At 72.5% G+C, this 21,783-nt stretch carries 21 protein-coding genes and 1 riboswitch; of the genes, 10 read left to right on the forward strand and 11 right to left on the reverse strand.

Annotated elements, in window-relative coordinates:
* The first annotated feature begins 9 nt into the window (after window positions 1-9).
* Entirely contained in the window at window positions 10-1,161 is a 1,152-nt protein-coding gene (macS, locus tag ABIA38_RS01480; protein WP_424636490.1) for a MacS family sensor histidine kinase, read from the forward strand.
* On the forward strand, window positions 1,158-1,859 hold the full coding sequence (locus ABIA38_RS01485) for a response regulator (RefSeq protein WP_424636491.1): 702 nt from the start codon (window positions 1,158-1,160) through the stop codon (window positions 1,857-1,859). Before macS ends, ABIA38_RS01485 begins: the two co-directional genes overlap by 4 nt.
* Here ABIA38_RS01485 and glpK read toward each other — a convergent pair.
* Window positions 1,856-3,340, reverse strand: a complete 1,485-nt coding sequence (glpK, locus tag ABIA38_RS01490; protein WP_424636492.1) for a glycerol kinase GlpK — start codon at window positions 3,338-3,340, stop codon at window positions 1,856-1,858. The two genes, ABIA38_RS01485 and glpK, sit on opposite strands and share 4 nt — an antisense overlap.
* A 177-nt stretch (window positions 3,341-3,517) precedes the next feature.
* Here glpK and ABIA38_RS01495 point away from each other — a divergent pair, with 177 nt between their 5' ends.
* Window positions 3,518-4,543, forward strand: a complete 1,026-nt coding sequence (locus tag ABIA38_RS01495; RefSeq protein ID WP_424636493.1) for a 6-phosphofructokinase — start codon at window positions 3,518-3,520, stop codon at window positions 4,541-4,543.
* 35 nt (window positions 4,544-4,578) lie between these two features.
* Here ABIA38_RS01495 and ABIA38_RS01500 read toward each other — a convergent pair whose 3' ends face one another.
* The 4 genes from ABIA38_RS01500 to ABIA38_RS01515 all read right to left on the reverse strand — a co-directional run bounded on the left by ABIA38_RS01500 (window position 4,579) and on the right by ABIA38_RS01515 (window position 9,751).
* Window positions 4,579-5,943: a hypothetical protein gene (locus tag ABIA38_RS01500; protein WP_424636494.1), complete on the reverse strand. Its 1,365-nt coding sequence runs from the start codon at window positions 5,941-5,943 to the stop codon at window positions 4,579-4,581.
* Between the two features lie 292 nt (window positions 5,944-6,235).
* Window positions 6,236-6,673, reverse strand: coding sequence for a nitroreductase family deazaflavin-dependent oxidoreductase (locus tag ABIA38_RS01505; protein WP_424636495.1), 438 nt, complete (start codon window positions 6,671-6,673; stop codon window positions 6,236-6,238).
* Between the two features lie 31 nt (window positions 6,674-6,704).
* Complete coding sequence (locus tag ABIA38_RS01510) at window positions 6,705-7,598, reverse strand: phosphotransferase (protein ID WP_424636496.1); 894 nt, start codon at window positions 7,596-7,598, stop codon at window positions 6,705-6,707.
* 287 nt (window positions 7,599-7,885) lie between these two features.
* The gene (locus ABIA38_RS01515) at window positions 7,886-9,751 is read right to left on the reverse strand and encodes an anthranilate synthase family protein (RefSeq protein WP_424636497.1); all 1,866 of its coding nucleotides are present in this window, start codon (window positions 9,749-9,751) and stop codon (window positions 7,886-7,888) included.
* Window positions 9,752-10,044: 293 nt separating this feature from the next.
* Here ABIA38_RS01515 and ABIA38_RS01520 point away from each other — a divergent pair, with 293 nt between their 5' ends.
* Together ABIA38_RS01520 and ABIA38_RS01525 are read left to right on the forward strand one after the other, a co-directional pair.
* Entirely contained in the window at window positions 10,045-11,379 is a 1,335-nt protein-coding gene (locus tag ABIA38_RS01520; RefSeq protein WP_424636498.1) for a class II 3-deoxy-7-phosphoheptulonate synthase, read from the forward strand.
* Between the two features lie 68 nt (window positions 11,380-11,447).
* Window positions 11,448-12,479, forward strand: coding sequence for a threonine aldolase family protein (locus ABIA38_RS01525; protein WP_424636499.1), 1,032 nt, complete (start codon window positions 11,448-11,450; stop codon window positions 12,477-12,479).
* On the opposite strand, the gene ABIA38_RS01530 is transcribed toward ABIA38_RS01525, so the two are convergent.
* Window positions 12,480-12,791, reverse strand: coding sequence for a (2Fe-2S)-binding protein (locus ABIA38_RS01530; RefSeq protein ID WP_424636755.1), 312 nt, complete (start codon window positions 12,789-12,791; stop codon window positions 12,480-12,482).
* Window positions 12,792-12,926: 135 nt separating this feature from the next.
* On the reverse strand, window positions 12,927-13,409 hold the full coding sequence (bfr, locus tag ABIA38_RS01535; RefSeq protein WP_424636500.1) for a bacterioferritin: 483 nt from the start codon (window positions 13,407-13,409) through the stop codon (window positions 12,927-12,929).
* A gap of 223 nt (window positions 13,410-13,632) precedes the next feature.
* On the opposite strand from bfr, the gene ABIA38_RS01540 reads away from it, so the two are divergent.
* Window positions 13,633-14,277 carry a sulfite oxidase-like oxidoreductase gene (locus tag ABIA38_RS01540; RefSeq protein ID WP_424636501.1) on the forward strand — a complete coding sequence of 215 codons (645 nt, stop codon included), beginning with the start codon at window positions 13,633-13,635 and terminating at the stop codon, window positions 14,275-14,277.
* Between the two features lie 101 nt (window positions 14,278-14,378).
* On the opposite strand, the gene pknB is transcribed toward ABIA38_RS01540, so the two are convergent.
* The 4 genes from pknB to thiO form a co-directional block, all read right to left on the reverse strand.
* On the reverse strand, window positions 14,379-16,412 hold the full coding sequence (pknB, locus tag ABIA38_RS01545) for a Stk1 family PASTA domain-containing Ser/Thr kinase (protein ID WP_424636502.1): 2,034 nt from the start codon (window positions 16,410-16,412) through the stop codon (window positions 14,379-14,381).
* Window positions 16,413-16,492: 80 nt separating this feature from the next.
* Complete coding sequence (locus ABIA38_RS01550; RefSeq protein WP_424636503.1) at window positions 16,493-17,290, reverse strand: thiazole synthase; 798 nt, start codon at window positions 17,288-17,290, stop codon at window positions 16,493-16,495.
* Window positions 17,291-17,295: 5 nt separating this feature from the next.
* The gene (gene thiS / locus ABIA38_RS01555; protein ID WP_424636504.1) at window positions 17,296-17,514 is read right to left on the reverse strand and encodes a sulfur carrier protein ThiS; all 219 of its coding nucleotides are present in this window, start codon (window positions 17,512-17,514) and stop codon (window positions 17,296-17,298) included.
* Window positions 17,511-18,677 (reverse strand): glycine oxidase ThiO, encoded by a 1,167-nt coding sequence (thiO, locus tag ABIA38_RS01560; protein WP_424636505.1) that lies wholly within the window; start codon window positions 18,675-18,677, stop codon window positions 17,511-17,513. Before thiO ends, thiS begins: the two co-directional genes overlap by 4 nt.
* Window positions 18,673-18,784: riboswitch (TPP riboswitch) on the reverse strand. It overlaps the preceding gene by 5 nt.
* 115 nt (window positions 18,785-18,899) lie before the next feature.
* Here thiO and ABIA38_RS01565 point away from each other — a divergent pair.
* The 4 genes from ABIA38_RS01565 (at window position 18,900) to ABIA38_RS01580 (ending at window position 21,740) form a co-directional block, all read left to right on the forward strand.
* A complete protein-coding gene (locus ABIA38_RS01565; RefSeq protein WP_424636506.1) occupies window positions 18,900-20,084 on the forward strand; it encodes an NAD(P)/FAD-dependent oxidoreductase in 1,185 nt (394 codons plus the stop codon).
* A gap of 46 nt (window positions 20,085-20,130) precedes the next feature.
* Window positions 20,131-20,496: an Rv2175c family DNA-binding protein gene (locus ABIA38_RS01570; RefSeq protein WP_424636507.1), complete on the forward strand. Its 366-nt coding sequence runs from the start codon at window positions 20,131-20,133 to the stop codon at window positions 20,494-20,496.
* Window positions 20,497-20,506: 10 nt separating this feature from the next.
* Window positions 20,507-21,151 carry a thiamine phosphate synthase gene (gene thiE, locus ABIA38_RS01575; protein ID WP_424636508.1) on the forward strand — a complete coding sequence of 215 codons (645 nt, stop codon included), beginning with the start codon at window positions 20,507-20,509 and terminating at the stop codon, window positions 21,149-21,151.
* Between the two features lie 109 nt (window positions 21,152-21,260).
* A complete protein-coding gene (locus ABIA38_RS01580; protein ID WP_424636509.1) occupies window positions 21,261-21,740 on the forward strand; it encodes a ribonuclease domain-containing protein in 480 nt (159 codons plus the stop codon).
* Window positions 21,741-21,783: the final 43 nt, after the last annotated feature.

A 21,783-nucleotide genomic window follows, 5' to 3' on the forward strand; every position in this document is an offset into this window, starting at 1 on the left:
GAGGTCGGTGTGGGGGTCGAGCAGTCGTTGTGGCGGGCGCTGACCGTCTTTCGGATACTCGCGCTGGTCTACGCGATCGCGCGCTACGCCCAGGAGGCATCCGAGTATCGCCATCCGCTCGGCGGCTGGGCGATCATGGCGCTGCTCGTCGGCTGGACGGCGGCGACCGCGTACGGCTTCCGCAACCCCGGGTTTCGCGAACCGCCGTTGCTGGTCGTCGACGTGTGTGTCGCGGTCGGTTGTGTGCTGGCCACCCGCTGGCTGGACCAGCCCGAGCGGGTCGCCCAGGGGATGATGACGCTGCCCACCGTGTGGTCCTCGGCACCGGTGCTCGCCTGCGCGATCAAGGGCGGCTGGAAGACCGGTTCGCTGGCCGCGCTGGCGATCGGCGCGGCCGACATCGCCGAACGCGGCGCGCTCACCGCCGACAACCAGCACAACATCGTGCTGTTGTTGCTCGCGGGCGGCGCGGTCGGCTACGTGGTCGAGATCGCCCGGGTCAGCGAGCAGGCGCTGGCCCGGGCGCTGCAACTGGAGGCGGCCACCCGCGAACGCGAGCGGCTGGCCCGGGACATCCACGACAGCGTGCTCCAGGTGCTCGCCCTGGTGCAGCGCCGAGGCGCGGAGATCGGCGGCGATGCGGCGGGTCTGGGCAGGTTGGCGGGCGAGCAGGAGGTGGCGCTGCGCCAGCTGATCTCGGCCACCCCCGCGCCGGTCGAGTCGGCCGATCTGCCCGGCTCCGGCGCGGACGGCGAACCGGCCCGGCAGGATCTGCGGGTGTTGCTCGGCGGATTCGCCGGCGCGCGCGTGACGGTGTCCGCGCCGGGTACGCCGGTACTGCTGCCCACCCCGGCGGCGCGCGAGGTGACCGCGGTGGTCTCGGCGGCCCTGGACAACGTACGCAGGCACGCCGGCGAGCGGGCCAACGCGTGGATCCTGGTCGAGGACGAGCCGGACGAGATCGTGGTCAGCGTTCGCGACGACGGTCCCGGGATGGCCCCCGGCCGGCTCGAAGCCGCCCGGGCCCAGGGCCGGTTGGGCGTGGCCCAGTCGATCGAGGGCCGGGTGCGCGACATGGGCGGCAGTGTGGTGTGGTCCTCGGTGGCGGGTGAGGGCACCGAGCTGGAGTTCCGGGTACCGAGGCAGCAGGGGAGCGGATGAACGACACGAGCACGGGCACCTCGACGGGCGAGCCCGCGACGCCGCTGAAGGTGCTGGTCGTGGACGACCACCCGATGTGGCGCGAGGCGGTGGCGCGCGACCTGGCCGCGGCCGGCTACCACGTGGTGGCCACCGCCGGGGACGGCCCGGAGGCGGTCCGCCGGGCCCGGGCCACCTCGCCGAACGTGGTGATCCTGGACCTGCACCTGCCGACGTTGCCCGGCGTCGAGGTGGCGCGCGAACTGGTCCGGCACGACCGGGCGGTGCGGATCCTGGTGTTGTCCGCGAGCGGTGAGCAGGAGGACGTGCTCGAGGCGGTCAAGGCGGGCGCGACCGGCTACCTGGTCAAGTCGGCGAGCCGGGAGGAACTGGTCGACGCGGTGCGCCGGACCGCGGTCGGCGATCCGGTGTTCACCCCGGGCCTGGCCGGCCTGGTGCTCGGCGAGTTCCGCCGGATGGCCGGCGACGCGCCGCGCAAGGACGCGGCCGGCGGACCGGCGGCGCCGCGGCTGACCGACCGGGAGACCGAGGTGTTGCGGATGGTCGCCAAGGGGCTGTCCTACAAGCAGATCGCCGAGCGGCTGTTCCTGTCCCACCGCACGGTGCAGAACCACGTCCAGAACACCTTGAACAAGCTGCAACTGCACAACCGGGTGGAACTGGTGCGCTACGCGATCGAGAAGGGTCTGGACGACTAGGCTCTGTCCGGCAGCTCCCAGCCCTTGGCCCGTTCGACGGCTCGGCGCCAGCGGGCGTGCGCCGCGTCGTCGCGGGTGCCGGGGGTGTAGCGCCGGTCCAGTCGCCACGTGGTGGCCAGCTCGGCGGTGGAGGACCAGACGCCGGTGCCCAGGCCGGCCAGGAACGCGGCGCCCAGGGCGGTGGTTTCGCGCACCCGGGGCCGCTCCACCGGGACACCGAGCTGATCCGCCTGGAGCGCGCAGAGCAGCCCGTTCTCCGAGGCGCCGCCGTCGACCTTGAGCACCGGCAGGGCCAATCCCGCCTCGCCGGTCATCGCGTCCACCACGTCGCGGACCTCGAACGCGATCGCCTCCAGGGTGGCCCGGACCAGGTGCGCGCGGGTGCTGCCGCGGGTCAGGCCCAGGATGGTGCCGCGCGCGGTCGGGTCCCAGTCGGGCGCGCCCAGACCGGTCAGCGCCGGGACGAACACCACGCCGCCCGAGTCGGCGACGGTGCGCGCGATCGCCTCGCTCTCCCGGGCCGCGCCGAGGATGCCCAGGCCGTCGCGCAACCACTGGACGGCCGCGCCGGTGACGAACACCGAGCCCTCCAGGGCATAGGTGAGCGAGCCGTCGGGCGCGCCCCACGCGACCGTGGTGAGCAGGCCGGCGGTGGAACGGACCGGCGTGGCGCCGGTGTTGATCAGTACGAACGACCCGGTGCCGTAGGTGCACTTGACCTCGCCGGGGGTGTGGCAGATCTGGCCGAACAGGGCCGCCTGCTGGTCGCCGGCGATTCCGGCGATCGGGATGTCCAGGCCGAGGAAGGTTGCCGGGTCGGTGCGGTCCAGGACCCCGTAGGAGGGCACCACCTCGGGCAACGCGGCCTCGGGCACGCCGAACAGCGCGCACAGCTCGGCCGACCAGCGGCCGGTGGTCAGGTCGAAGAGCAGCGTGCGGGAGGCGTTCGAGGCATCGGTGACGTGCCGGCGGCCCGAGGTCAGCCGGGCGATCAGGTAGGCGTCGACCGTGCCGAGCGCGACCCGGCCCTCGACGACCGCCCGCCAGGTGTGCGGCTCGTGCCGGGCCAGCCAGGCGAACTTGGTCGCGGTGAAGTACGGATCCAGGCGCAGGCCGGTGAGTTCACCCACGCGAGGCCCGTGTCCGGCCGTCTCGAACTCGGCGCAGATCGCCGCCGAGCGCCGGTCCTGCCACACGATCGCACGCCGGGGCGAGGCCAGCGTGCGCCGATCCCACAGACACGCGGTCTCGCGCTGATTGGTGATGCCCAGGCAACTCGGCGGCTCCGGCGCGGCCTCGATCGCCTCCCGGCAGGCCTGGAGGGTGGCCTGCCAGATCTCCTCGGGCGCGTGTTCGACCCAGCCCGGGCGCGGGAAGTGTTGCTGGAACTCCTGGTAGCCGCGCGCGAGCACGCCCCCGTCCCGACCGACCACGAGGGCGGTCACCCCGGTGGTCCCGGCATCGATCGCAAGCACGCTCATATCGCCCGACCCTATTGGCCCGCGCCCGATCCGCGGCCGCACCGGCGCGCCCGGCCGGACCGAACCCGCACGATCAACTCGGGTACCTCGAACGGGTGGTGGGAAGAGTCGAGGTGGCCGCTCGCACCGGTAGCGTGGGCCGCGAATCGTGCCGGACGGAAGAAATCGGAGATTTCGATGCGTGTCGGAGTACTGACCGGCGGCGGCGACTGCCCGGGCCTCAACGCGGTGATCCGGGCGGTGGTCCGCAAGGGCGTCCAGGACTACGGGTACGACTTCATCGGCTTTCGGGACGGCTGGCGCGGGCCGCTCGAAGGCGACACCATGCCGCTGGACATCAAGGCCGTACGGGGGATCCTGCCGCGCGGCGGAACCATCCTGGGCTCGTCCCGGACCAACCCGATCAAGATCGAGCGCGGTATCGAGCGGATCCAGGAGAACCTGAAGAAGCTGGACGTGGACGCGCTCGTGGCGATCGGCGGCGAGGACACCCTCGGCGTGGCGACCCGGCTGCACGAGCACGACGTCAAGGTGGTCGGCGTACCCAAGACCATCGACAACGACCTGAACGCGACCGACTACACGTTCGGCTTCGACACCGCGGTCAACATCGCCACCGAGGCGATCGACCGACTGCACACCACCGCCGAATCGCACCGCCGGGTGCTGATCGTCGAGGTGATGGGCCGGCACGCGGGCTGGATCGCGATCCACTCCGGGATGGCGGGCGGCGCCAATGTGATCCTGATCCCCGAGCAGAACTTCGACGTCGAACAGGTCTGCGCCTGGGTGGACAGCCGGTTCCGGACCAACTACGCGCCGATCATCGTGGTCGCCGAGGGAGCCATCCCGCTGGCCGGCCAGATGGTCGTCAAGGACCAGACGCTGGACGCGTTCGGCCACGTCAAGCTGTCCGGCATCGGCGACTGGCTGGCCTCGGAGATCGAGAAGCGCACGGGGCACGAGGCACGCACCACGGTGCTCGGCCACGTGCAACGCGGCGGCACGCCCACCGCGTTCGACCGCTGGCTGGCCACCCGATTCGGGTTCCACGCGATCGACGCGGTGAACGCGGGCGACTGGGGCAAGATGGTCGCGCTGCGCGGGACGGACGTGGTGACCGTGCCGCTGGAGGCGGCCACGCGCGAGCTGAAGACCGTGCCGCCGGCGCTCTACGAGGAGGCGAAGGTCCTGTTCGGCTGAATGGCCGAGGGCCGGCGCACCGGGCGCGGCATCGGTCAGGCGTCGGGCCCGCGCCGGGTCCCGGCGCCCTGCCGGCGGCTCTTGCGGGCGAAGTAGAACACCGTGCCGCCGAGGCCGGCGAGCGCGACCCAGATCGCCACGGTGGCGAGCGTGAACGTGTCGTTCTTATCCTCCTTGTGCTGCTCGGCCGCCGAGTCCGGCGCGGTCGGCGGCAGTTCCGGACGCAACGTCGGCGGCCGGGTCGGCGCGCCGGGGTTGGGCACGTTGAGCACCTGGAAGTCGCTGCGCGAGGCGAGATCGGGACCCACCCCGGCGGGCGCGGCGGCGCCGGCGAGCACCGCGAGGTCGCCGCCCGCCACCGGCGAGCCGGCCGGGATCGACACCCGGATCGAGACGGTCGCGAACTCGCCGGGCGGGAACTGGCGTTGGCCGTCCCACGGCTTGGGGGTCAGGTCGCCGGCGAGGTGCGCGTCGCGGCCGTTGGCCGGGTCGGTGAGCACCTTGAGCGGCACCGGGTTCCAGGCCCGGTCGTAGGAGTCGTACGCCTCGACCACCAGCTGCTGCGGCGAGATCGGCGACTGGCCGGTGGTGAACACCACTTCCGGGCGCACCCCGGGGATGATCCGACCGGTGTCGTTGCCGAAGGTCAACTTGAACTCGGCCGCACCGCCGCCGGCCCGCAGCCAGCCCGGCACACCGACCAGGTTGAAGGTGGGTCCGTCGGCGCGGCGCGCGGTGGGGAACACCTTCGCGGCGCCCCCGGACCGCTCGGGACCCGCGTCCGGCACGGACGGCGTGCGGGTCTCGCCGGAGCGCGGCGGGCGGGTGGGCATGCCGCCGTCCGGGCCGAGCAGCGCGGTCTCGCCGCCGGCGGTGCCGGCGAAGCGCTCCCCGTCCTCGGCATCCCCGGGCCGGTCGTCGTCCCCGACCAGGATCCGGACGAACTGCGCCGGGACGTTGGCCGCGATGGAGAACCGGAACCGGAACTCGACACTGGCGCCGGGCGCCAGTCGCCCCGAGGTCTCGGTGAGCGCCCCCGGCCCCGGCGGGAACGACAGCGGCGCGCCGGTCCGCGCGTCCAGGGGGGTGAGCACCCAGGTGTCGTGGGCCGGGTCGGGCACCTCCAGGCGGATCTGCTCGACCGGGACTCCGGGCCCCAGCCCGTCGATGCGCACCCGCGGGGCCAGGAGCAGCGGGGTCGCGCCGTTGTTCCGCGCCTTCGCGAGCACCTCGACGGCGCCGGCCGGCCGGATCCGGTCCGGCAACCCGGTGAGCTCGATCGTGCGGTCGACGACCGGCGCCTCGCCCGCGGGCGGGGTGGGCACCGGCGCCGCGTCCGCGATCGGCGAGCCGAACAGCACGAGGAAGGCCGTCGAGGCGAGACAGCGGCGCAGGCGCATGCGGGTACCCGTCGTAGGAATGGGATCGGTCGACCGTGGGGGCGAACGGCCGGAGCCTACCGGGCGGTACGCGCCGGCCCACACCCGATATCCCGGGGTGGGCCGACGTCGGGTCGAGGCCGCGAAGCGCCGCCGGATCGGGCCGCGGTGTCCGGCGCCGGGCAGCGCCACGACGAGCGCGGCGCGCGGCGCGGCGTCTTGCCGCGCCGCGCGGGGGCCGCCGCGCCGCGCCGAGCGCGCCGGGAGCCCGGAAGGCGGCGGCCGGGCGCGTCCGTCGCGGCGCCCGGCCGGGTCAGTCCGCGGTGCGGCGCAGTCGGATCACCGGGATGTCCCGCTCGGTCTTGCGCTGGTAGCCCTCGTAGGGTGGGAACACCTCGACCAGGTGCGGCCACACCCGCTGCTTCTCCTCGGCGGAGAGCGTCCGGGCCTCGGCGGTGAACCGCTCGGTCTCCACCCGGAGTCGGACCTGTGGATGGGCCACGAGGTTCAGGTACCACAGCGGGTGTTTGTCGGAGCCGCCGAGCGAGGCCACGATCAGGTAGTCGTCGCCGTCGCGCCCGTAGATCAGCACACTGCGGTGCCAGACGCCGCTCTTGCGGCCGAGCGTGTCCAGGAGCAGACACGGAGCGCCCTGTATGGTCGTGCCCTTGGTGCCGCCGGACTCCTCGTAGAGTCGGGCCTGGTCGGCAACGTGCTTGGTGGGACTGGGCCTTGCCTCGAGCTCGGACATCCGCACCTCCGGTGGAATCGGGTGACCCGGGTCACTCTAGTGTCGCCCGCCGGCGTGGCCGGGCAGCGCGGACGGGACACGCGCGCCGATGTGCGCCGGCCGCGCGCGCCTCGGCCAACGCGGTCAGTCGGGCGTTCCACGGCGCCGCGTCCGCCGCGCCGATACCGCGCGAGCACTGGTTGGTGGCGGCGAACACGAAGGTTTCCATCGCCTCCCGGGACACCGTCCGCCAGCAGGCGAACCGGTCCGCCCAGGAGGCCGCCTGTTCGGCGGTGTGGCCCTCGTCCATCAGTCGGCTGGCCACCAGGGTGACCTCGATCCAGGCCGGGCCCCGGGCGGGCTGGGCCCAGTCGACCAGGTAGGCCCGCGGCCCACGATCGCCGATCAGCACGTTGTGCGGATGCAGATCGGTGTGTAACAGACTCTCCCCGCGCAGCAGTTCGAGCTGACGGCCGGTGAGCAGGGGGCGCCAGCGCTCCTCGATCCGGGGCAGTGGCAGATCCCGGACGGCGACCCGGCCGAGCCGCCGCAACGCGTCCGCGACCAGCGGCAGATCCGCGGTGCCCGGGGCGAAGTCGGCGTGCCGACCCATGATGTGGTCGAAGCCGAGCAGCACCCAGTCGTCGAGTCGCACCTCCCAGCGCAGCCGCGGCGAGACCGCGCGCACGTGCGGTGCGATCTCGGCCTCCACCCGCTGCTGCGGCATCGCCGGGTGATCGCGCGGGACACCCTTGACGAAGTAGCACGATCGTTCGGTGGTCACCGCCGCGGCGAACTCGCAGTTGAAGCCCGCCCACACGGTGGCCACCGTCAGCACGCGCCCCGCACACCGTTCGACCGCGGCGCGCGCGTCCGTGGGCAACTCGTCCCAGTCGGTGCGCGGCGCGGTATGGAAGTTCGGCGGCGGGAGCGGCGGATCAGCCATCGGCTTCCGGTGGTGACGGTGGCAGCGGGCGCGGCCCGCCGAAGGTCACGCCGCACTTGCGGCAACGTTTGCGACCGCTCCAGTCGACGGGGTCGTGCGGCGGACAATCGGAGCCCACGGGAACCCCCTCCACTGGAATTTCGGTCGACGAACGGGGTCGAGGATCCTCCGTCGCACCGCGGCGAGCAACGCGATTATGGTCGCACGCCGGTACGACGACGGGGCTGCCCCGGACGGTTGCCGACCGGTTCCCGACCCCGCCGCCGACCGCGTTTCCGGGCCCGGCCTCACAGGCCGGCGAGCAGCTCCCGGACGATGCCCAGACCGTTGTGGGTGAGTACCGACTCCGGGTGGAACTGCACGCCGGCGAGCCGCATCCGGCTCGACCGCAACGCGTGCACCTGGCCGTCGTCCGGATCCGCGGCGAACTCCACGTTGGACACCCCGGCGGCCGGTCGGATCGCGGCGAACGTGTTGTAGAAGCCGACCCGCTCCGGCCGGCCGAACAGGTCGATGCCCACCTGCTTGCCCTGGTACGGGCGCGCCTTGCGGACCAGCTCCAGGCCCAGCTCGCGGGCGAGCAGCTGATGGCCCAGGCAGACCGCGAGCAGCGGCCCGCCCGCGTCGAGCCGGGTGCGCAGGAGCGCGCCCATCAACCGCATCTTGCGGTGCGCGGTGTCCCGGGGGTCGCCCGGTCCCGGGCCGAGCACGACCAACTCGGCCGTGCGTACCCGCCGGGAGGTCACATCGTCGTGGGACCTGACCTCGACCCGCAGGCCGAGCGTGCGCAGTATGTGCGCGAGCATCGCGGTGAAGGTGTCCTCGCCGTCCACCACGAGCACCTGGCGGCCGGCCAGCTCCGGGGCGCGCAGCGCGTGCTCGTCGCGCGGGCGCAGCCAGAACGGCGCGAGCGCGCCGTTGCGCGCGGCCAGCAGCGCGGCCACCTCGGGATCGGCCGCGAGCTCGGCACTCGGGCCGGGCCGCGCGGCCGGGACCACGCCGAGCGCGGCCAGCACCCCGGCCGCCTTCGCATGCGTCTCGGCGACCTCGTCGGCGGGCGTGGAGTGCCGGACCAGGGTGGCGCCGGCGGGCACCCGCAGACCGCCGTCGGGAGTGATGTACGCGGTGCGGATCAGGATCGGCGCGTCCAACGTGCGCCGCCCCGCCGCGTCGCGCCCGATCAGCGCGACCACCCCGGAGTAGTAGCCGCGTCCGGTCGGCTCGTGCCGGTGGATCACCCGGCACGCGTTCTCCAGCGGGCTGCCGGTCACGGTCGGCGCGAACATGGTGCCGCGCAACACCGTGCCCACGTCGTGCGAGGTGATCCCGCGCAGCAGGTATTCGGTATGCGTCAGGTGGCCCATCGGCTTGAGGAACGGGCCCTCGACCGCGCCGCCGAGGTCGCACACCTCGCTCATCATCTTGAGTTCCTCGTCGACGACCATGAACAGCTCGTCGATCTCCTTGGCATCGCGCAGGAAGGCCAGCAGCCCCTCGCGGGCGGGTCCCTCGGCGGGATGGCGGTACGTCCCGCTGATCGGGTTCATCACCACCTCGCCGCCCACCGAGCTGACGTGCCGCTCGGGGCTCGCGCCGACCAGGGTCAGCTCGCCGGTGTGGATCAGGTAGGTCCAGTACGCGCCGCTCTCCCGGGTCAGCAGGCGGCGCAGCAGGGTGCCCGCCGAGGCCGGCGTGTAGTCCTCGATGTGGTCGCGGTAGTCGCGCCGGATCACGAAGTTGGCGCCTTCGCCGCGGCCGATCTCCTCCTCGAGCACCCGCTTGACGATCGTGGCGTAGCTCTCGTCGTCCACGTCGAAGCCGCCGCCGCGCAGTTCGACCGGCACCTCGGGGAGCGCGGCGAGCAGCTCGTCGAGGGGCAGTTCGAGGTGTGCGGTGACCTTGAGGCAGCGCAGCGGGGTGCCGTCCTCGCGGCATTCGAAGCCGCGCTCGCGGATCTGCGCGAAGGGCACCAGGGCGAGCAGTTCGGGGCCGGGGCCGCCGTCGGCGGTGGGCAGCGGCAGCTCGGCCAGGCTCGGCGCGTCGACGATCTCGCCGGTGAGCAGTTCGACCACGGTCGAGTGCTCGCGTCGGATCAGCGCGAAGGGCGGCGGGTCGGCGGCGAACAGCGGGGACAGGGCGTCGGCGGTGTGCATCGGTGCTCCTCGGTGGGCGAGGACGCCCTCCCGACCGGGCGATCCGCCGCTCGTCTCCCGCCGCTCCGGGGTGCTGCCACCGGGTCCGGGAAAAACGAAGGCCGCCCTGCCGGGCGGCCGTCGGATCGTTGGGGGGATCGCGAAGTCAGTGGGCCGCCGCAGGGACGGGCCACCAGCAACTCCGATGGAAGCGGATCGCGATCACGGCGTCAGCCTAGCGGGCGGGCCGAGGTCGCGTCTCGCTCTCCGGGCGTTGGGCCCAATCGGGTTGCGGCTCCGCTTAGTCTTGAGCGGTGACCCTGAACGACATCGAATCCTGGCGAACCCTCCCGGCGGCCCAACAGCCCGAGTGGCCGGACAACGAGGCCCTGGGCTCCGCCCTCGCGGACCTCCGCTCCTATCCGCCGCTCGTCTTCGCCGGCGAGTGCGACCAGCTTCGTGCTCGTCTCGCGTCGGTGGCGAAGGGCGAAGCGTTCCTGCTCCAGGGCGGCGACTGTGCCGAGACCTTCGTCGGCAACACCGCCGACGCGATCAAGAACAAGCTCAAGACGCTGCTGCAGATGGCCGTGGTACTGACCTACGCGGCGTCGGTGCCGGTGGTCAAGGTCGGCCGGATGGCCGGCCAGTACTCCAAGCCGCGCTCCAGCGGCATGGAGACCCGCGACGGGGTGACCCTGCCGTCCTACCGGGGCGACGCGGTCAACGAGCTGGCCTTCACCGAGGCCGCCCGCACGCCCGACCCCGAGCGGCTCAAGCGGATGTACCACTCGTCCTCGGCGACGCTGAACCTGGTCCGCGCGTTCACCACGGGTGGCTACGCGGACCTGCGCCAGGTGCACGCCTGGAACCAGGACTTCGTCGCGCTCTCCCCGTCGGGCGAGCGCTACGAGCGGCTGGCGGCGGAGATCGACGGCGCGATGCGGTTCATGCACGCGTGCGGGACCGACCCCGAGGAATTCCGCACCGTGGAGTTCTACGCCAGCCACGAGGCGCTGATCCTGGACTACGAGGACGCGCTGACCCGGGTGGACTCGCGCACCGGTGATCTCTACGACGTGTCCGGCCACATGGTGTGGATCGGCGAGCGCACCCGGCAACTGGACGGCGCGCACGTCGAGTTCGCCTCCCGGATCCGCAACCCGATCGGCGTCAAGCTGGGCCCGACCACGTCCCCGGAGGACGCGCTCGCGCTGATCGACAAGCTGGACCCGAACCGCGACCCGGGGCGGCTGACCTTCATCGTGCGGATGGGCGCGGGCAAGGTCCGGGACAACCTCCCGGCCCTGGTGGAGAAGGTGGCCGCGACCGGCGCCCGGCCGGTGTGGGTGTCCGACCCGATGCACGGCAACACCTTCGAGGCGTCCAGCGGGCACAAGACCCGGCGCTTCGACGACGTGCTCGACGAGGTCAAGGGCTTCTTCGAGGTGCACCGCGCACTCGGCACCCACCCGGGCGGCATCCACATCGAGCTGACCGGGGACGACGTCACCGAGTGTGTGGGCGGCGGCGACGAGATCTTCGTCGACGACCTGCACCAGCGCTACGAGACGGCCTGCGACCCGCGGCTCAACCGCAGCCAGTCGCTCGACCTGGCGTTCCTGGTCGCGGAGATGTACCGCAAGAGCTGAGCGAACGTGGTGTGTCGAAGGGCGGGCCCGACCGGGTCCGCCCTTCGGCGTTCGGCGATACTGCGGCCATGAACCGGACGTACGTGGACCTGCGCAGCGACACCGTCACCAAGCCCGGCCCCGCGATGCGCGCGGCGATGGCGAACGCCGACGTGGGCGACGACGTATACGGCGAGGACCCGACGGTGCGCGCGCTAGAGGACCGGGTCGCCGAGCTCTTCGGGCACTCCTTCGCGCTGTTCGCGCCGACCGGGGTGATGGCCAATCAGATCGCGATTCGGCTCGGCGTACGCCCCGGTGGCGAACTGGTCCTGGACGCGGACGCGCACATCGTCGCGCACGAGGACGCCGCGGCCGCGTGGCACGGCGGCATCCAGACCCGGACCACGCTGAGCCCGCGCGGCCTGCTCGACCCCGCGGACCTCGCGCGGCTGATCCGGGTGGGCAACCCGTACACCGTGGGCACCGACCTGGTCGCGGTCGAGCAGACCCACAATCGCGGCGGTGGTTCGGTGTACCCGCTCGACCGACTCGTGGCGATCCGCGACCTCGTGCACGGCAGCGGCCTGCGGCTGCACTGCGACGGCGCGCGGATCTGGAACGCGCACGCGGCGACCGGGACGCCGCTGCGGGCCTACGGGGAACTGTTCGACACGCTCAGCGTGTGTCTGTCCAAGGGCCTGGGGGCGCCCGCGGGCTCCGTCGTACTGCTCCCGGCGGAGTACGAGGCGGACGCGCGGCGGATGCGGCACCGGATGGGCGGCGGGCTGCGCCAGGCGGGCATCCTCGCGGCCGGCGGCCTGTACGCGCTCGATCACCACATCGAGCGGCTGGTCGAGGACCACGAGCGGGCTCGGGAGTTGTACACCCTGCTGACCGACGCGGGGCTGACCGTGACCGAACCGGAGACCAACATCGTGCTGGTCGAGCTCGGCGCGACCGGGCCCGACACGGCCGAGGTCGTCGCGCGGTGTCATGCCGAGCGGGTATCGGTGTCGGCGTTCGGCCCTCGGCTGTTGCGGCTGGTCACCCACCTGGACGTGGACGCGGCCGGCTGCGCACGCGCCGCGGCGGCGATCGTGCGGGCGGCGAAGGACTGATCAGGCGGCGGCGGGTCGGCGCAGCGGGATGACGTTGTCCGGGGCGGCGGCGGCGACCGCGGGCATCGGCAGGTCGACCGGCTCGGGCGCGGTGGGGACGGTGCCGCAGGGGGTCGCGCAGGTGTCGGCTTCGCCGCACAGCTCGCGGCGCCGGCGCCGGGACTCGTCGCGGGGCAACATCGCGGTGATGCTCTTGACGCAGCGCCCGCAGTCGGTGCCCGCGCCGCCGCAGGACTGGGCGATCTCGCGCATGGTGCGGGCGCCGTCGGCTATCCGGTCGTTCACCTGTTTGTCGGTGACACCGAAGCACATACAGACGTACACGGAGATTTCCCCCCAGCGGCGAGGTCGGTTAGGTAAGGGTAACCTCAGCGCCCGCCGGGGGGAATACCGGGTGATCGGTGACACATGTCCCGATCGGTCGGTCTGCTCCGGATCGGCTCTCGATCAGCTCCCGCTCGGCTGCTCCAGGAGGCCCGCGATGTAGAGCTGCTCGCCCACCTCGGAGAGCAGGCCGAGCTGCGTCTCCAGGTAGTCCACGTGCTCTTCCTCGTCGGCCAGGATGTCCTCGAAGATGTTGGCCGAGGTCACGTCGCCCTTCTCGCGCATCAACGGGATGCCGCGCCGCAACCGCTCGACGGCCTCCATCTCCACCGCCAGGTCGGCGCGGAACATCTCCTCCAGGTTCTGGCCGATCCGCAGCGCGTTCAGCCGCTGGTAGTTCGGCAGCCCCTCCAACATCAGGATGCGGTCGGTCAGCCGCTCCGCGTGCTTCATCTCGTCGATCGACTCGTGGCGGGTCCACGCCGCGAGCTTGATGTAGCCCCGGTGCTCCTGCATCTTCGCGTGCAGGAAGTACTGGTTGATCGCGGTGAGTTCCGCCGTGAGCTGTTCGTTCAGGAGCTCGATGATCTGCGGGTCACTGTGCATCGCGACGCACCTTCCGGTGTGGATGGGCCGTAACAGAGGGACACGGGGGACCTCTGGCACGCATGAGGCGGGAGTGTCTCCCGAATCCTGTCACTTTTGGTAGCACTTCCGCCACGAAGGGCAGCCTTGCCTTCCAATGTCGAACTTGTCCCACCCTCGGGCCCGCCCGGGGCGGGTCGGGGGCGGTCGTGGGTCGGTCGGAGCGTCTGGGACCATGTGGGGTATGGGGCATACGGAAGCGGCACAAGGTGGGACCGAGGCTCCGGACCGCGATCCGCGACTTCCGCCGGGCCAGCGGATCCAGCGTGGCTGGCCCGTTCTGCACTATGGACCGGTCCCTCGGTTCAAGCCCGAGATCTGGGACTTTCGCGTCTTCGGCGCGACCGCCTCGGGGGACAAGCACTGCTGGAACCACGACGAGTTCTCCGCGCTGCCGCACGAGAGCGTGATCGCCGACTTCCACTGTGTGACCAAGTTCAGCATGCTCGGCAACGAGTGGACCGGGCTGACCATCGCCAAGCTCCTGGAGATCGCGCCGCCCGCGCCGGAGGTCACCCACGCGATGGTGTGGGCCGAATACGGCTTCAGCTCGAATCTGCGCATGTTGGACTTCACGAACGACCGGACGATCCTGGCCACCCACCACAACGGTGAGCCGCTGACCGCCGAACACGGCTTCCCGGTCCGGCTGATCGTGCCGCACCTCTACGCCTGGAAGGGCCCCAAGTGGGTGCGCGGGATCGAGTACATGGTGGCCGACAAGCGCGGCTTCTGGGAGGAGCGGGGCTACCACAACATCGGTGACCCGTGGCAGGAGCAGCGCTACTCCTACCAGGAGGAGAGTGGTGAGGGCCCGGCGTTGACCTGAGCCGGCCCACCCGGCGCGCGGCACCAGCCGCCCGGAACACCCGAAGGCCCCGCCCGACGCGCTGTCGCGTCGCAGCGGGGCCTTCGTACGGACCAGGCGCCTCAGAAGTTCGAGATGAAGACCTCGCTGTTGCGCTTGACCATCGAACCGGCCGCCGGGTCCTGCCGCCCGACGTTGGCCGGGATCAGCGGGATCATCCGGTTGTTCACCCGCAGCCCGGCCGCCTGCAGCGCGCGGCCCGCGTCGTCCGGGTTCATCCCGGTCACCGGCGGGACCTGGACCAGGTCCGGGCCCTTGGACAGGACCACGACGATCCGCGTCCCGAACGGGACGGTCGTGTTCGGACCCGGGGTGGTCGTCATGATCCGGCCCGCCGGCACCGTGTCGGAGAACTGCGCGGTCGGATCCGCGTCGACGATGATCCCGGTCCCGGGCTGGAACCTGGCCTTGGCATCGTCCAGGGTCAGCCCGGTCAGGTCCGGCACCGGCGTGTCCGGGCCGCGGCTGACCACCAGGGTCACCACACTGTCCCGGGTGAGCTGCTCGCCGGCGGCCGGCTGACTGCTCACCACGGTGTCCGGCGCCTTGGGACTGGCCACCGTGGTCTCGGTGCCGGGTTTGAGCGCCGCGTCGGCCAGTGCCTTCTTGGCATCCTCCAGCTTGAGGTTGGCCAGCGCCGGCACCACGTGCCGCTCCGGCCCCTTGGACAGCTTGACCTTCACCGTCGAGCCGCTCAGCACGTTCTTGCCCGGGGCCGGGTCGGTGGAGATCACCGAGTCCTTGGCGATGGTCTCGCTGAAGTCCCCGCCACCGTCGTACTCGACCTTCAGGTCGGCCGCCTTCAGCCGCTTCTCGGCGTCGGCCCGCGTCATGTTCAATACGCCGGGCACATCCGAATAGCGACCCGAGCCGTACCACCACGCACCGCCGCCGATCGCGACGGCGAGGAGCAGCACGATCCCGAGCACGATCATCCCGCGCGAGGGCCCGCGTCGGCGCCGCCGCCCGGGCAACCCGGGTTGTTGCGGATAACCGCCGCCGGGGGCGTCGGCCGGCGAGCCCGGCGCGGCCGGCACGTACGCGTGTTGCTCGGTCGGGTAGGGGTCGTCGTACGCGCCGCCGTAGCGCGCCTGTTCGTCCTCCATCGAGTCCACGCTCAGCCCCAGCGGCGCCAGATGCGGCGGCAGCAGCACCTCGCCCGCGCGGAACACGCTGGTCGCGTTGTCGTGGATCGGCTCGGGCGGCGGCGGCAGGCGCAGCGCCGCGCCGAAGTCCAACTCCCCGTCCGGCATCGTGTGTCGGGTCCGGCGGACCAGCCCGAGCAGCGCCTCGGCGTCGGCGGGCCGCTGCTCCGGATCGCGCACGGTGGCCGCGCGCACCAGCGTGTCCAGCGCGGGCGCCAGGCCCGGCACCGCGAGCGAGGGCGGCGGCACGTCGGAGTGCACGTGCTTGTAGATCACCTCGACCGCGGTCGCGCCGTGGTGCGGCTGGCGGCCGGTGAGCATCTCGTAGAGCACCACGCCCGCCGCGTACACGTCCGAGCGCGGCGTGGACTCGCCCCGCTCGACCTGTTCCGGCGCGAGGTAGGCCACCGTGCCGACCAGCACCTTGCCGGTCGCGGCGGTCGCGGTCGTGGTGGTCGCCCGGGCCAGGCCGAAGTCGCCGAGCTTGATCCCGCCGTCGTCGGAGATCAGCACGTTCTCCGGCTTGACGTCGCGGTGCACGAAGCCCGCGCGGTGCGCCGCGGACAGCGCCGCCAGCATCGGCTCCAGCACGCCGAACGCCTCACGCGGCGTCATGTTGCCCAGGTCCTGGAGCAACTCGCGCAGCGTGCGGCCCTCGACGTATTCCATCGCCAGATAGGCGATCGCGCCGTCGGTGCCCTGGTCGAAGACGTTCACCACATTGGGGTGCGACAGCCGGGCCGCGGCCTTCGCCTCCAGGATGAAGCGGCGGGTGGACTCCGGGTCCTGGGCCAACCCGGCATGCATCACCTTGAGGGCGACGGTGCGATCGAGACGGGTGTCGAGAGCCCGATACACCGTGGCCATGCCACCTGCGGCAACTCGGGCATCGACCCGGTATCGACCGTCGAGCAGCCGCCCGACGAGCGGATCGTTCAAGGTCGTGTCCATGTTCAGGAGTGTAGGGTCCACTGACTCGTGGACGCCGACGGTCTTCCCCGCGGTTCCCCGTCGTCGGGCCGGAGTACGGCTCAGAAGGCGGGGTGTTCGGGGCTCGCCTCCAGCATGCCGGCCAGGGGTGACGACGCGTACGCGTGGTGTCGCATCGGGATCCGGCCGGCCCGATACGCCAGCCGGCCACCGGCCACCGCGTGCCGCATCGCCTCCGCCATCAGCACCGGCGACTGCGCCCGGGTGACCGCGGTCGCGAGCAACACCGCGGCGCAGCCCAGTTCCATCGCGAACGCCGCGTCCGACGCGGTGCCCAGGCCCGCGTCCAGCACCACCGGGACGGTGGCCTGTTCGGTGATCAGCCGGATGTTGTGCGGATTGCGGATGCCCAGACCCGAGCCGATCGGCGAGCCGAGCGGCATCACCGCCGCACAGCCCACCTGTTCGAGCCGGTGGGCCAGCACCGGGTCGTCGTTGGTGTACGCCAGCACCCGGAACCCGTCGTCCACCAACCGCTCGGCGGCGTCCACGAGTTCCACCCCGTCCGGGAGCAAGGTGCGCTCGTCGGCCACCACTTCGAGCTTGATCCAGTCGGTCTCCAGCGCCTCGCGGGCCAGCCGCGCGGTGAGCACCGCCTCGCCCGAGGTGAAACATCCGGCGGTGTTCGGCAACACCCGGATCCCCAGTCGGCGCAGCACGTCGAGCACCGAGCCCGCGGTCCCCGGGTCCACCCGGCGCATCGCCACCGTGGTGATCTCGGTGCCCGACGCGATCAGCGCCTGCTCCAGGATCTCCAGGCTCGGCGCCCCGCCGGTCCCGGTGATCAGCCGGGAGGTGAAGACCTCGCCGGCCAGTACCAACTTGTCGTCGTCGGCCATGCCGGTCACCCTCCCTGTACCGCGGTCAGCACCTCGACGCGGCTGCCCGCGCCCAACACCGTCTCGGCCCACACACCGCGCGGCACCACCGCCTCGTCCACCGCGACCGCGACACCCTTGGCCGCGGTGGTCAGCGTGGCCACCAGTTCGGCCACCGTGGTGCCCGCGCGGATCCCGCGCCGGTCGCCGTTGACGCAGACCTCGATGGTCTCGATGTCGGTCATGCCATCACCTTCCGAGCGGCGGGCGCGAAGCGGTCGGGCCCGAAGGGCACGATCAGGTCGGGGGTGGTGCCGCCGGCCAGCACCTCGGCCACGGTGTCCGCGGTGATCGGGGTGAGCAGGATGCCGTGCCGGTAGTGGCCGGTCGCCACGACCAGGCCGGCCAGTGCGGATCGGCCCAGGATCGGCGCGTTGTCCGGGCTGCCCGGACGCAGCCCCGCGAGCGTTTCGAGCAGCGGCAGCTCGGTGATGCCGGGGACCAACTCGTGGGCGTCGCGCAGCAGTTCGTAGACGCCGCCGGCGGTGACCCGGGTGTCGTGCCCGAGTTCGTACTCGGTCGCGCCGATCACCAGTTCGCCGTCCGCGCGCGGGACCAGGTACATGCTGCCGCCCTTGACCACGCCCCGCACATTGCGGGACAGCAGCGGCAACATCGCCGGTGGCACCTTCAGCCGCAGGATCTCGCCCTTGATCGGACGCACCGCCGGCACCACCTCGGGCGGCAATCCCGGGATCAGCGCCGATCGGCAGCCGGCCGCCAACACCACCTGATCGGCGGACAACTCGCGCCCGTTCGCCAGTCGCACGCCGTGCGCGCGCTCGTCGGTGACCAGGATGCGCTCGACTCGTTCGCGCACGAGTCGCACGCCCGCCCGGTCGCAGGCGGCGAGCAGGGCCGCGACCAGTCGGCGGTTGTCGATCTGGTGGTCGTCCTCGACATGCAGGCCGCCGGTGATCGCCGGGGACAACATCGGCTCCAGGCGCCGGCACTCGCGGCTGGTCAGCCACGTCGAGTGCAGGCCGAGCCGCGTTTGGTGGGTGTGCAGGTCCTTGAGTACGGCCCGGTCGTCCGCGTCGAGCGCGACCGCGATCGTGCCGCACGCGCGGTAGCCCGAGGGCAGTCCCGCCGCGTCGGCCAGTTCGGCGGCGAACTCGGGGTAGCGGCGCGCCGATTCGATGCCGAGCCGCAGCAGGCTCTCCTCGCCGTACTGGAGTTCGGAGACGGGGGTGAGCATGCCGGCCGCGGCGTGCGAGGCGCCCCGGCCGGGGCTGGGATCGACGACGGTGACGGTCGGTCCGTAGCGCGTGCGGGCCCGCCATGCGATGGACAGGCCGATCACGCCCGCGCCGACGATCACAATGTCGGTGTTCGGTGCATAGGACATGGTGAGCGGAACTCCCTTCGCCGGTATGACCCGGATCAGGTTCGGACGGTCGGGGGCTCGCAGCCCCCCTCTCAGCCCGGTCTCACCGGGCTCCCGTGACTTCTCCACACTACGACACCGCTTTCCCCGCCTTCCGGGGCGTCCGAGAGGTCCGAAGATGTCCTTGACTGAGTCAAGACCCTGCCCTTCGATCGCCCACGCGCGCGGCATAGGGTGCCGTGCATGGACAACGTGCTCGTCGTGGGTGCCGGCATGGCCGGCCTGCAAACCGTGGTGGCGCTGCGGGACCAGGGGTACGCCGGGCGCGTCACCCTGCTCGGGGCCGAGGCGCACGCGCCGTACGACCGCCCGCCGCTGTCGAAGGAGGTGCTCGGCGGCAAGACCGACGACACCTCGTTCGAGGCGGACTGGGCCGAGTTGCACACCGAGGTGCTGTTCGGCCGGACCGCGACCGGACTGCGCCCGGGGGTCGTGGACACCGACGCGGGACCGCTCGCCTTCGACCGGCTGGTGATCGCCACCGGGTCGCGCGTGATCGAGCTGCCGGGCACGGCCGAGGTGCCCGGCGTACACGTGCTGCGCACCATCGACGACGCCCGCGCACTGCGCGCCGCGCTGGTGCCGGGAGCACACGTGGTGATCGTCGGCGCGGGCTGGATCGGCGCCGAGGTGGCCACCGCCGCCGCCGCGGCCGGCTGCCCGACCACCGTGGTCGAGGCACTGCACACCCCGCTCGCCGGGCCGTTCCCGGACGCGATCGGCGAGCGGTTCGTGCCGTGGTACGCCGAGGCGGGCGTCGAACTCCTGCTCGGCGCGCGGGTGGACCGGCTGGTGGCGGGCGCGGTACAGCTGACCGACGGCCGCCGGCTGCCCGCCGACGCGATCGTGGTCGGCATCGGGGTACGCCCCGCCACCGAGTGGCTCGCGGGCTCCGCCGTGGTCCGCAACGCGCGCGGCTTCGTCGAGGTGGACGAGCACCTGGCCACCTCGGTGCCCGGGGTCTACGCGGTCGGGGACTGCGTGGACTTCCCGTCCGCCCGATACGGCACCCGGATGAACGTCGAACACTGGGACAACGCGCTCCAGGCACCGCGCGTGCTGGTGGCCAACCTGCTCGGCGGGGACCAGGCCTACGACCCGGTCCCGTACTTCTGGTCCGACCAGTTCGGCCGCATGGTGCAGTACGTCGGGCGGCACGCGGCCGGCGACGAACTGGTCTTCCGCGGCGCGGGCGAGGACGGCAAATGGACCGCGGGCTGGTTCGCCGGCGACCGGCTCGTGGCACTGCTCGCGGTGGCCAAACCACGTGATCTGGCCCAGGGGCGCAAGCTCGTACAACTGGGCACCCCGGTCGACCGGGAGCTGTTCGCCGACCCGGAGAACCCACTCAAGTCGGTCACCCGGTGACCGCCGCCGGCGGGGCGGGCCGGGCCCGGAACCTAAACTTGGCCGGGTGAGCGAGATCGATGCCAAAACCGAAGCCCTCGTCCCCGCCTGGGTGACCCTCCCCGACATCGCCGAGATCCTCGGCGTGGACATCCTCAAGGTCCGCCAGCAGCTCAAGGAGCGCAAGTTCCTGGCGGTGCGCCGCGGCGAGCACCGGGCCCTCCAGGTGCCCGCCGACTTCTTCCAGGACGGCAACATCGTCAAGGGCCTGGTCGGCACGCTGACCCTGCTCGCCGACTCGGGCTTCACCGACGCCGAGGCGCTGGAGTGGTTGTTCACCCCGGACGACACGCTGCCGGGCACGCCGGTGCAGGCGCTGCAGGAGAACCGGATGACCGAGGTGCGGCGGCGCGCCCAGGCGCTGGCGATCTGAGGCCGGGTCGATGACGAGTCGTCAGGAACGGTTGGCGGACGCGCGCCTGTACCTGTGCACCGACGCCCGGGAGCGGCAGGGCGACCTGCCCGCGTTCCTGGACGCGGTGCTCGGCGCGGGCGTGGACATCGTGCAGTTGCGGCAGAAGGGGCTGGAGGCCCGGCCCGAGCTGGCATACCTGGAGGTGTTCGCGGACGCGTGCCGCCGACACGGCAAGCTGCTCGCGGTCAACGATCGGGCGGACGTCGCGCACACGATCGGGCCCGACGTGTTGCACCTGGGCCAGGACGACCTGCCGGTCCCGGCGGCCCGGGCGATCATCGGCGGCGATGTGCTGATCGGGCGCTCCACGCACGCCGCGGCCGAGGTGGACGCGGCGCTGGTCGAGCCGGGCGTGGACTACTTCTGCACCGGGCCGGTGTGGCCGACGCCGACCAAGCCGGGCCGCCCGGCACCGGGCCTGGACCTGGTCCGCTACACCGCCGCGCTGCGCCCGACCCGCCCGTGGTTCGCGATCGGCGGCATCGACCTCACCAACCTCGACGAGGTCCTGACGGCGGGCGCGACCCGGGTGGTGGTGGTCCGAGCCATCACGGACGCCCCGGACCCGGCCGCGGCGACGGCCGAATTCGCCGAGCGGCTCGCCCGGAGCTGACCGCCGCGACGCCGTCCGGGCCGGCCCGAGCCGACGTGTCGCGGGCGCGGTGCGTGGGGTGCGCGGTTCGGGTGCGGTTCGGGGCGGGTGGGCCGGCAGTATGCGGGGCATGTTCGGTGCTCGACGGCGCAACCTTGTCGTGGTCACGGTGCTCGCGCTCGTCGCGGTCGCCGTGTTGGTGTTCGCGCTCACCCGTGGCGGTGGCGGCGGGTCGCACTCCGGTGCCAAGTCGAGCCGGGCGCCGTCCGCTTCGGCCGCGGGCGCGCCCGCGACCGCGACCGCGGCCGGGCGGCCCGGGTGGGTGCCCACCGGGATGCGTACCGTCGCCGCCGGGCAACTGCCCGCCGAGGCCCGGGAGACGTTGCGGTTGATCGCGGCCGGTGGGCCGTATCCGTACCCGCGCGACGGCATCGTGTTCGGCAACCGGGAGAAGTTGTTGCCGGGCAAACCCAACGGCTACTACCACGAGTACACGGTCCGTACCCCCGGCGCGGGCGATCGCGGCGCGCGGCGGATCGTCACCGGCAACGGCGCCGAGCGCTTCTACAGCGACGACCACTACGCGAGCTTCGCGGCCGTACTGCCCTGACCAGCCGGCCTCGGCCGGCCCTTCGCGGTCGACCCGCCGGGAT

This window comes from Embleya sp. AB8 (assembly GCF_049739465.1).
Classification (GTDB): domain Bacteria; phylum Actinomycetota; class Actinomycetes; order Streptomycetales; family Streptomycetaceae; genus Embleya.